Annotated in this window: 9 protein-coding genes and 1 riboswitch; of the genes, 7 read left to right on the forward strand and 2 right to left on the reverse strand. The window is 74.6% G+C overall.

What is annotated here, in order from left to right; translation table 11 throughout:
- From ACSNOH_RS29960 to ACSNOH_RS29970, 3 genes are all read left to right on the forward strand, one after another.
- Nucleotides 1–1,330: M16 family metallopeptidase (locus ACSNOH_RS29960; protein ID WP_436724584.1), on the forward strand; the 1,330-nt coding region annotated here is incomplete at its 5' end.
- 215 nt (nt 1,331–1,545) lie between these two features.
- Nucleotides 1,546–1,701: riboswitch (cyclic di-AMP (ydaO/yuaA leader) on the forward strand.
- A 13-nt stretch (nt 1,702–1,714) separates the two neighbouring features.
- On the forward strand, nt 1,715–2,524 hold the full coding sequence (locus tag ACSNOH_RS29965) for a M23 family metallopeptidase (RefSeq protein WP_436724585.1): 810 nt from the start codon (nt 1,715–1,717) through the stop codon (nt 2,522–2,524).
- A 316-nt stretch (nt 2,525–2,840) separates the two neighbouring features.
- Nucleotides 2,841–3,521: a GntR family transcriptional regulator gene (locus ACSNOH_RS29970; protein ID WP_436724586.1), complete on the forward strand. Its 681-nt coding sequence runs from the start codon at nt 2,841–2,843 to the stop codon at nt 3,519–3,521.
- 192 nt (nt 3,522–3,713) lie between these two features.
- Here the strand turns inward: ACSNOH_RS29970 and ACSNOH_RS29975 are convergent, their stop codons facing one another.
- Nucleotides 3,714–3,995 carry an HPr family phosphocarrier protein gene (locus ACSNOH_RS29975; RefSeq protein ID WP_030368624.1) on the reverse strand — a complete coding sequence of 94 codons (282 nt, stop codon included), beginning with the start codon at nt 3,993–3,995 and terminating at the stop codon, nt 3,714–3,716.
- Nucleotides 3,996–4,102: 107 nt separating this feature from the next.
- Here ACSNOH_RS29975 and ACSNOH_RS29980 point away from each other — a divergent pair, with 107 nt between their 5' ends.
- The 4 genes from ACSNOH_RS29980 (at nt 4,103) to ACSNOH_RS29995 (ending at nt 10,016) form a co-directional block, all read left to right on the forward strand.
- On the forward strand, nt 4,103–6,892 hold the full coding sequence (locus tag ACSNOH_RS29980; protein WP_436724587.1) for a bifunctional acetate--CoA ligase family protein/GNAT family N-acetyltransferase: 2,790 nt from the start codon (nt 4,103–4,105) through the stop codon (nt 6,890–6,892).
- A 572-nt stretch (nt 6,893–7,464) separates the two neighbouring features.
- A complete protein-coding gene (locus tag ACSNOH_RS29985; RefSeq protein ID WP_030368622.1) occupies nt 7,465–8,061 on the forward strand; it encodes a DUF5998 family protein in 597 nt (198 codons plus the stop codon).
- A complete protein-coding gene (locus ACSNOH_RS29990; protein ID WP_436724588.1) occupies nt 8,061–9,254 on the forward strand; it encodes an alkaline phosphatase family protein in 1,194 nt (397 codons plus the stop codon). Before ACSNOH_RS29985 ends, ACSNOH_RS29990 begins: the two co-directional genes overlap by 1 nt.
- Nucleotides 9,255–9,332: 78 nt before the next feature.
- A complete protein-coding gene (locus ACSNOH_RS29995) occupies nt 9,333–10,016 on the forward strand; it encodes a thymidine kinase (RefSeq protein WP_436724589.1) in 684 nt (227 codons plus the stop codon).
- Here the strand turns inward: ACSNOH_RS29995 and ACSNOH_RS30000 are convergent.
- On the reverse strand, nt 9,991–10,210 hold a 220-nt coding region (locus tag ACSNOH_RS30000), incomplete at its 5' end, for a VOC family protein (protein WP_436724590.1). The two genes, ACSNOH_RS29995 and ACSNOH_RS30000, sit on opposite strands and share 26 nt — an antisense overlap.

Here is a 10,210-nt window from a genome sequence, read left to right on the forward strand (position 1 = left end):
CCCCTGGGCCTTCCCCGCCCCCGAGCGCGGCGCGCTTCCCAACGGCCTGACGGTCCTGCGCTGCCACCGGCCCGGCCAGCAGGTCGTCGCCGTGGACATCAACGTGGTGGCCCCCCTGGCCGCCGAGCCCGAGGGCCTCGACGGCGTCGCCACCATCATGGCGCGCGCCCTGTCCGAGGGCACCGACAAGCACACCGCCGAGGAGTTCACGGCCGAGCTGGAGCGCTGCGGCGCCACTCTCGACGCCCACGCCGACCACCCCGGCGTGCGCCTCTCCCTGGAGGTGCCGGCCTCGCGGCTGGCCAAGGCCCTCGGCCTCGTCGCCGACGCCCTGCGCGCCCCGGCCTTCCCTGACAACGAGGTCGAGCGCCTGGTGGGCAACCGCCTGGACGAGATCCCGCACGAGCTGGCCAACCCCTCCCGCCGGGCCGCCATGGCGCTGTCCAAGGAGCTCTTCCCGGCCTCCTCGCGGATGTCCCGCCCCCGCCAGGGCACGGAGGAGACCGTCGCCCGCATCGACGCCGCCTCCGTCCGGGCCTTCTACGAGGCCCACGTCCGGCCCGCCACCACGACCGCCGTGGTCGTCGGCGACTTCACCGGCATCGACCTCGACGAGGCCCTCGCCGACTCGCTCGGCGCCTGGACGGGCTCCCCGGCCGAGCCGTACCCGCTCCCGCCGGTCACCGCCGACGACACCGGCCGCGTCGTCATCGTGGACCGCCCCGGCGCGGTCCAGACACAGCTCCTCATCGGCCGCACCGGCGCCGACCGGCACGACGCGGTGTGGCCCGCCCAGTCCGTCGGCACGTACTGCCTGGGCGGCACCCTCACCTCCCGCCTGGACCGCGTCCTGCGCGAGGAGAAGGGATACACCTACGGCGTCCGGGCCTTCGGCCAGGTACTGCTGTCCTCCCCGGAGGGCACCGGCGCGGCCATGCTGGCCATCAGCGGTTCCGTGGACACCGCCTCCACCGGCCCCGCCCTGCAGGACCTGTGGACGGTGCTGCGCACCCTCGCCGCCGAGGGCCTGACGGACGAGGAGCGCGACGCCGCCGTGCAGAACCTCGTCGGCGTCGCCCCGCTCAAGTACGAGACGGCCGCGGCCGTCGCCGGGACGCTCGCCGACCAGGTCGAGCAGCACCTCCCCGACGACTTCCAGGCGCGGCTGTACGAGCGCCTGGCCGCGACGGGCACGGTGGAGGCCACGGCCGCCGTCGTCAACGCCTTCCCGGTCGACCGGCTGGTGACGGTGCTCGTCGGTGACGCCGCGCAGATCGAGGAGCCCGTCCGGGCCCTCGGCATCGGCGACGTGACCGTGATCACGGGCTGAGCCCCGGCGGCGGGCCGCCCCGCCGACCCGCCGTCAACCGGCGGGCACGCGCGCCCGAGAGGCGCGTGTGCCCGCCAAATGTCCGGTTTAGCGGAGTGGTTGCACGTCTGTGCTGTGGCGTGGGACACAAAACGTGGCTTCTGTTTGCCGATCGAAAGTGACGGCGTCTAGCGTCGAAGCGTCTGTCCGTCAGATGTGCGTCGCATCCGCGGCCCGGGCAGTCATCGCCGAGTCCCCGTACGGCGCGAGCCAGGGGAGCCGGGGACCCAAGTGTCCCTGGGGTGAATCGGGTCCCTTTCCGGAGGGAGCCGTAGGAGACCTTCCTGCTCCGAACCCGTCAGCTAACCCGGTAGGCGAGAGGGAAGGAAAGGACCAGCCTCACCCATGGCGTTCACTCGTGCCACCGGGAAGCACCGCAAGCCGAGCCGCGCCGTTCGCGTCAGCGCGAACGCGGCGGGCATAGCCACCCTCGCCGCCACCGGTGTGGTCGCGGGCTTCGCCGCCCCGGCGCTGGCCGCCACTCCCGACGACACCCACCGTCCCACCGAGGACACCGGCCTGACCCAGGCCGTCGTCATCGGCGAGGACACCGCCGGCCGCATCGGCGAGCAGGCCCAGGTCCTCAGCAGCTCCGCCGCCGAGTCCACCGCCGTGCAGGAGGCCGAGGCCGCCGCCAAGCAGCAGGCCGCCGACGTCAAGAAGGCCGACGACGAGGCCAAGCGCAAGGCCGAGGCCGAGCGCAAGGAGAAGGAGCGCGTCGCCCGCGAGCAGGAGCGCAAGCGCCTGAACACCTTCGTCTCGCCGATCGCCGGCTCGTACGTCTCCACGTCCTACAAGGCCTCCAGCGGCCTGTGGTCCTCCGGCAGCCACACCGGCATCGACATGCACGCCGCGACCGGCACCTCGGTCCAGGCCGTCGGCGCGGGCACCATCGTCGAGGCCGGCTGGGGCGGCGCCTACGGCAACAACGTCGTCATCAAGCACAACGACGGCACCTACACGCAGTACGGCCACCTGTCGTCCATCGACGTCTCCGTCGGCCAGAGCGTCACCGCCGGCCAGCAGATCGGCCTCTCCGGCGCCACGGGCAACGTCACCGGCCCGCACCTGCACTTCGAGGCCCGCACGGGCGCCGTCTACGGCACCGACATCGACCCCGTCGCCTACCTCGCGGAGCACGGCGTCTCCCTCTGACACACCGCGGACGGCGGCGCCCCGCGCGCCCCGTCGCCCGACGAGATCGCCTGACAAGGCCCCGGCCCACCGGCCGGGGCCTTCGCCGTACCCGGACTGCCCCGTGCTCCCGCTCCCGGCCGGCCCGTGTTGGCCAAAACATATCGATGACTTCCCGTGCGCCGTCGGAAATCGCGGGCCACTGCAATAGAGTCGCTGAACAAACGTCAATCGGCCGCGTTTCGCGGGGGTTATGCGGAGGTTCACCCATGCGGGGCCGTACGTGAACAGTGAGGGATCAGCGGCGCAGGAGAGCCGGCGCATTTCCGCGCACGCCGTGTGCACGGCGATTCGTGACGACATTGTTTCCGGCACGTTTCCGCCCGGCAGCCGGCTCACCGAGGAGGTCCTCGCGCGCCGCTACGGCGTCTCGCGCGTGCCCGTGCGCGAGGCGCTGCGCACCCTCGCCTCGGAGGGGTTCGTGACCACCCGGCGGCACGCCGGGGCGTGCGTCGCCGAGCCCACCGAGCAGGAGGCGGCGGATCTGCTGGAGGTGCGCGCCCTGCTGGAGCCGCTGGGCGCCGCGCGCGCCGCGCAGCGCCGTACGGAGGCGCACCTGAAGGTGCTGCGGGGGCTGGTCAGGCTGGGCCAGGAGCGGGCGCGCGGCGGCCGTACGGGCGAGCTGCGGCCGCTGGGGGACTGGTTCGACGAGACGCTCGCCCAGGCGTCCGGCAGCCCCAGCATCGCGGGGCTGCTCACCCAGCTGCGGCTCAAGATCGCCTGGGTGTACGCGGCGGAGCCGCCGGTGCGGCCGGTCGACACCTGGGAACTGCTCGGTGCCCTCGTGGACGCCGTCGCCCGCGGTGACGCCGAGCGGGCCCGCGCCCTCGCGGCCGCCCGTGCGGACCGGGCGCCCGGGGAATTCCGGCTGCGGCGCTCCGTGCCGGCGGCGCGGACGGGGGGCGCGGGCGCCCGGAATAGGGAGCCGGCCGCGAGAACGGTGATCGCCGGTTCTTAAGCGCGCCGCGCGTATCCGCGTATTAGTGGCGGAGTTCCGGAGTTACCGAAGGAAATGTTCTCCGGCCGTCTCATTCCTATGGAATGGCCTGCCGGTGCGGCGGAAATGCCATGGATTTCACCCGGGAACGACAACGGGGCCGCGGCGGCCTCTCTCGGCTGCCGCGGCCCCGCCGCGTGCGGTCCCGTCGCGTCAGACGGTCTCCGGAAGCTCCTCAAGACCCTCGGCGACCAGCTTCGCCAGGCGGTCCAGAGCGGCCTCGGCACCCTCGGCGTCGCTCGCCAGGACGATCTCCTCGCCGCCCTGGGCGCCCAGGCCCAGCACGGCCAGCATGGAGCCGGCGTTGACCGGGGTGCCGTCGGCCTTGGCGATCGTCATGGGGACGCCGGCGGCGGTCGCCGCACGGACGAAGATCGACGCGGGACGGGCGTGCAGGCCCTCGGCCCAGCCGACGGTGACGCGGCGCTCAGCCATGGTGTTGCCCTTCAAGTCGTAGGGGTTGTCTAGACCAGTGTCGCACGGTGCCGGGAGTGCTCCGGCGCCGCGCCCTCGTTGTCGGTGCCCGGCCTTACGCTGGCCCCATGCAGACGACGCCGGCGCAACCCGGGCACGAGCACGCGTACCCCGCCCACTGGGAAGCCGACGTCGTCCTGCGCGACGGCGGCACCGCCCACCTGCGCCCCATCGCGCCCGGCGACGCGCAGCGGCTGGTGAGCTTCTACGAGCAGGTGTCGGACGAGTCGAAGTACTACCGCTTCTTCGCCCCCTACCCCCGCCTCTCCGACCGGGACGTGCACCGCTTCACCCATCACGACTACGTGGACCGGGTCGGCCTCGCCGCCACGGTCGGCGGCGACTTCATCGCCACCGTCCGCTACGACCGCATCGACGGCCGCGGCATGCCGGCGTCCGCGCCGGCCGACGAGGCCGAGGTCGCCTTCCTCGTGCAGGACGCCCACCAGGGCCGCGGCGTCGCCTCCGCCCTCCTGGAGCACATCGCGGCCGTGGCCCGCGAGCGCGGCATCCGGCGCTTCACCGCGGAGGTGCTGCCCGCCAACACCAAAATGATCAAGGTGTTCACGGACGCGGGCTACACCCAGAAGCGCAGCTTCGAGGACGGCGTCGTCCGCCTCCAGCTCGACCTGGAGCCCACCGACCGCTCCCTCGCCGTCCAGCGGGCCCGCGAGCAGCGCGCCGAGGCCCGCTCGGTCCAGCGGCTGATCGCGCCCGGCTCCGTCGCCGTGATCGGCACCGGCCGGGCCCCCGGCGGCATGGGGCGCACCGTCCTGCGCAATCTGCTCGCCGGAGGCTTCACCGGGCAGGTGCACGCCGTCAACCACGCCTTCCCCGAGGACGCCGCCCGGCTCGAACCGGAGGGGGTGCCCGCCCACCGCTCCGTCCTCGGCATCTCCGGGCCCGTCGACCTCGCAGTCGTCGCCGTGCCCGCCGATCAGGTGCCCTCCGTCGTCGCCGAGTGCGGCGAGCACGGCGTCCAGGGGCTCGTCGTCCTCTCCGCGGGGTACGGCGAGAGCGGCGCCGACGGGCGCCACCGGCAGCGCGAGCTGGTGCGCCAGGCCCGCTCGTACGGGATGCGCATCATCGGGCCCAACGCCTTCGGGCTCATCAACACCGCCGCCGGCGTCCGCCTCAACGCCTCCCTCTCGCCCGAGCTGCCCGCCGCCGGGCGGATAGGGCTCTTCAGCCAGTCCGGCGCCATCGGCATCGCCCTGCTGTCCGGGCTGCACCGGCGCGCCGCCGGGCTCGTCGGCATCTCCTCCTTCGTCTCCGCCGGCAACCGCGCGGACGTCTCCGGCAACGACTTCCTGCAGTACTGGCACGACGACCCCGACACCGACCTCGTGCTCATGTACCTGGAGTCCATCGGCAACCCCCGCAAGTTCACGCGGCTCGCGCGGCGCACCGCCGCCCGCAAGCCGGTCGTCGTCGTCAAGGGCGCCCGGCACGGCGGCGCCGCGCCCACCGGGCACGCCGTGCCGACCACCCGGATCCCCGACGCCACCGTCTCCGACCTGCTCCGGCAGGCCGGCGTCATCCGCGTCGACACGGTCACCGAGCTCGCCGACACGGGGCTGCTCCTCGCCTCCCAGCCGCTGCCCGCGGGCCCGCGCGTCGCCATCCTCGGCAACTCCGAGTCCCTCGCCCTGCTCACCTACGACGCCTGCCTCACGGACGGCCTGCGGCCCCAGCCGCCGTACGACCTGACCACCGGCGCCCAGCCCGCCGACTTCCGCCGGGCGCTGGCCGGGGCCCTCGCGGACGAGGAGTGCGACGCCGTCGTCGTCACCGCCATCCCGTGGGTCGGGGACGCCTCCGCGGCGGACCTCGCCGGGGCGCTGCGGGAGGCGGTCGCGGCCGCGCCGGCCGGCAAGCCGGTGACGGTCGTGCACCTGGAGATCCCGGGGCTTGCGGAGGCCCTTGCGGAGCCGCCGGGCGCCGGCGACGGCGGGGGAGCTGCGGTGCGGATCCCCGCCTACCCCGCCGCCGAGCGGGCCGTACGGGCTCTCGCCGAGGCCGCGCGGTACGCACGCTGGCGGCGGCTCGCCGCCGAGCCGGGGCGCGTCCCCGAGTACGACGACATCGACGAGGCGGGCGCCGCCGCGGACATCGAAGTGCTCCTGGAGGCCCACGGCGCCGTCCTCGCGCCGCCGCCCGAGGGGCCCCGTGCGGTCACCCTCTCGGCGCCCGACACGCAGCGGCTCCTCGCCCGGTACGGGATCGCCGTGCTGCCCGCCCTGCCGGCGCCCGACCCCGGCAGCGCCGTACGGGCCGCCGGGCGGCTCGGCTTCCCCGTCGCCCTCAAGCCCACGGCCCCGCACCTGCGCCACCGCGCCGACCTCGGGGGCGTCCGGCTCGACCTCGGCGGCGAGGCGGAACTGCGCCGCGCGTACGCCGAGTTGACCGAGCTCCTCGGCAAGCCCGAGGAGACCCGGCTCGTCGTCCAGTCCATGGCGCCGCGCGGGGTCGACACGGTGGTCCGGGCGGCCATCGATCCGGCGGCGGGCGCGGTCCTCTCCTTCGGGCTCGCGGGGGCGCCCTCGCTGCTGCTCGGCGACACCGCGCACCGGCTCGTCCCGGTCACCGACCGGGACGCCGCCGAGCAGATCCGCTCGATCCGCACCGCGCCGCTGCTCTTCGGCTGGCGGGGTGCCACGCCGGTGGACACGCGGGCGCTGGAGGAGCTCCTGCTACGGGTCTCCCGGCTGGTCGACGACCACCCGGAGGTCGTGGGCGCGGACCTGGAACCGGTGATCGTCGCGCCTCAGGGCGTCCACGTCCTCGGCGCCACGATCCGCCTCGCGCCGGCTCCGGCGCGGACGGATCTGGGGCCGCGCAGCCTGCCGGTGGTCTGACAGCCCCAGCCCACCGGGTTGCACCCGCCCGACCACCCGCCCCCGCGCCGCGGGGTGGCGCCGCCGGCCCGGCCGGCCCTGCCTCTTGAGGGGCCGGTGCTCCTCTCTCCGCCGCGGCGGTGCTCGGCCACGACGGCGGATCCCGGCGGTGCCGTCGCACCTCCGGTGCGGGTCCTCGCGCCCGGGGCGCAGGTGGGTCCGGCACCGCCGGTCGGCGCCGTAGTGGTTCCTCGCCGCGGCGGCGGGGGAGACGGGCGGGGCCCGTCTGCCTGGAGGCCGGGTGCCGTTTTCTCCGCCGCGGCGGCGCTCGGCCACGACGGCGGATCCCGGCGGTGCCGTCGCACCTTCGGTGTGGGTGCTCGGGCCCCGGGCGCAGGTGGGTTCGGCATCGCCGGTCGGCGGCGTCGTGGTTTCTCGCCGTGGCGGCGGGCAGCGGGGCGGGCCCCGTATGCGGAGGCTCCGGGGGTGGAACGGGGGGCTCCGTGTGATGCCTGTCCCATCGGGGGTGCGCGGGCGGGGCCGGGGCGGGCGCATCGGGCGGCCGGGGGCCGTGGGCCCCTTAGGATGGGCTTATGGCGAAGACCGGTACGACGACCCAAGGGCTGCGCGCGGCGATCGAGCGCAGCGGCTACTACCCGGCCCTCGTGGCCGAGGCGGTGGAGGCCGCAGTGGGCGGGGAGCCGGTCGTGTCGTACCTGGTGCACCAGGAGACGACGTTCGACTCCAACGAGGTGCGCCGCCACGTCACCGTCCTCGTCCTCACCGGCACCCGCTTCATCGTCAGCCACACCGACGAGCAGGCCGCCGACGGCACGTCGCCGTCCCCGTACGCCACCACCTCCACGGAGTCCGTGAAGCTGGAGCGGATCTCCTCGGTCGTGCTGAGCCGCGTCGTCGCCAACCCCGAGTCGTACACGCCGGGCACCCTGCCGCGCGAGGTCGTGCTGAACATCGGCTGGGGCGCGGTGTCCCGGATCGACCTGGAGCCCGCCGCCTGCGGCGACCCCAACTGCGACGCGGACCACGGCTACACCGGTTCCTCCACGGCCGACGACCTGAGCCTGCGCGTCAGCGAGGCCGGCGACGGCCCGGACACGGTCCGCCAGACCCTGGCCTTCGCCCAGGCGCTCTCCGAAGCCACAGCGGCGACCGCGGCGACCGCCCGCTGATGTCCCATCCGATGACGGCGGGCGCCGCCTGGCACGAGCCCGCCCCCCTCGACCCCCGCTCGGCCCCGCTGCCCCGCTACGGCAGTCGCTCGCTGGCCGATCTGCTGCCCGCCGCGGCGGCGGGCATGGGGGTCCCGGGCTTCTCCACGGGCCTGGAGCTCACCCCGGCCGACCGCGTGTGCGTGTTCCTGATCGACGGTCTGGGCTGGGAGCTGCTGCGCGCGCACCCCGCCGAGGCGCCGTTCCTGCACTCGCTGATGGCCGGCTCGGACCCGCTGACCGCTGGCTTCCCGTCCACCACGGCGACCTCCCTCGCCTCGGTCGGCACGGGCCTGCCGCCGGGCGCCCACGGCCTGCCCGGCTACACGGTGGCCGACCCGGCTACGGGTCAGCTGATGAACCAGCTCCGCTGGCGCCCCTGGACCGACCCGCACGCCTGGCAGCCGTACCCGACGGTCTTCCAGCTCGCGGACGCGGCGGGCGTGCACACCTGCCAGGTCTCCGCCCCGGACTTCCAGCACACCCCGCTGACGAAGATCGCGCTGAGCGGCGGCACCTTCCACGGCCGGCTCTCCGGCGAGGAGCGGATGGACTTCGCCGCCGACCGGCTCGGCGCCGCGGACCGCTCGCTCGTCTACACGTACTACAGCGACGTCGACGGCAAGGGGCACCGCTTCGGCGTCGACTCCGACGAGTGGCGCGGGCAGTTGATGTACGTCGACCGCCTGGCGCAGCGCCTCGCCGAGCAGCTGCCGCCGCGCTCCGCGCTGTACGTCACCGCCGACCACGGCATGATCGACATCCCGTTCGACCCGGAGTCGCGCATCGACTTCGACGAGGACTGGGAGCTGCGCGCGGGCGTCGCCCTCCTCGGCGGCGAGGCGCGCGCCCGCCACGTCTACGCGGTGCCCGGCGCCGCCGCCGACGTCCTCGCCGTGTGGCGCGAGGTGCTGGGCGAGCAGATGTGGATCGCGAGCCGCGACGAGGCCATCGAGGCGGGCTGGTTCGGCCGGCCCGGCGAGGGCGTCGACGACCGCGTGTACGGCCGGATCGGCGACGTGGTCGCCGCCGCCCGCGACGACATCGCGATCGTCGCCACCGAGACCGAGCCGAACGAGTCCGCGATGGTGGGGCTGCACGGCTCCATGACGCCCGTGGAGCAGCTCGTGCCGCTCCTCGAAGTGCGACCCTGACGTACGTACGTACGTACGTACGCACCACGCCACACACCCCCCACAACGCCCCGACCTATGAAAGGCATTGGCTTCCCCATGCCCGAGCTGGTGTTCTTCTCCGGAACGATGGACTGCGGAAAGAGCACCCTCGCTCTGCAGATCGAGCACAACCGCTCGGCCCGCGGCCTGCAAGGGATGATCTACACCCGCAACGACCGCGCCGGCGCGGGCAAGCTCTCCTCGCGGCTGGGCCTGGTCACCGACTCCGTCGAGGCGGGCGAGGGCTTCGACTTCTACGCGCACATCGTCGCCCACCTCTCCGCGGGCGGCCGCGCCGACTACGTCATAGCCGACGAGGCGCAGTTCCTCGACCCCGGCCAGGTCGACCAGCTCGCCCGCATCGTCGACGACCTCGATCTCGACGTCTTCGCCTTCGGCATCACCACCGACTTCCGCACCAAGCTCTTCCCCGGCTCCCAGCGGCTGGTCGAACTCGCCGACCGCATCGAGGTGCTGCAGGTCGAGGCGCTGTGCTGGTGCGGCGCGCGGGCCACGCACAACGCCCGTACGGTGGGCGGGCAGATGGTCGTCGAGGGCGCGCAGGTGGTCGTCGGCGACGTCAACCAGCCGGAGACCGTGGTCGGTTACGAGGTGCTGTGCCGGCGCCACCACCGCCGCAGGCTGACGGCCGCCGCGGCCCGCGCCGCCGCCCTCTCGCCCGACGTGCTGCCCGTGGACCCCGCCCCCGACCCCGTCAACGGGCCGTCCGCAGCAGGGTGAAGACCGCCCCCTCCGGATCGGCGACCCTCGCCGTCCGCCCCGCCGCCTCCTCCTGCGGCGGCCGCAGCACCTGACCCCCCAGCTCCACCGCCCGCAGCGCAGCGGCATCGGTGTCCGCGACCTCGAAGTACGTCATCCAGTGCGGTCCCCGCAGGCGGGGCCCGGCCCCGCGGATCGCGGGGCCCAGCCCCGAG

Origin of the sequence: Streptomyces sp. URMC 127 (assembly GCF_051386535.1) — a bacterium.
Taxonomy (GTDB): Bacteria; Actinomycetota; Actinomycetes; order Streptomycetales; family Streptomycetaceae; genus Streptomyces.

What these genes read in the sequence shown, in the direction of transcription:
- ACSNOH_RS29965 (WP_436724585.1), top strand. Translation starts at nt 1,715, where the DNA reads ATGGCGTTCACTCGTGCCACCGGGAAGCACCGCAAGCCGAGCCGCGCC.
- ACSNOH_RS29975 (WP_030368624.1), bottom strand. Translation starts at nt 3,995, where the DNA reads ATGGCTGAGCGCCGCGTCACCGTCGGCTGGGCCGAGGGCCTGCACGCC.
- ACSNOH_RS29980 (WP_436724587.1), top strand. Translation starts at nt 4,103, where the DNA reads ATGCAGACGACGCCGGCGCAACCCGGGCACGAGCACGCGTACCCCGCC.
- ACSNOH_RS29985 (WP_030368622.1), top strand. Translation starts at nt 7,465, where the DNA reads ATGGCGAAGACCGGTACGACGACCCAAGGGCTGCGCGCGGCGATCGAG.
- ACSNOH_RS29990 (WP_436724588.1), top strand. Translation starts at nt 8,061, where the DNA reads ATGTCCCATCCGATGACGGCGGGCGCCGCCTGGCACGAGCCCGCCCCC.
- ACSNOH_RS29995 (WP_436724589.1), top strand. Translation starts at nt 9,333, where the DNA reads ATGCCCGAGCTGGTGTTCTTCTCCGGAACGATGGACTGCGGAAAGAGC.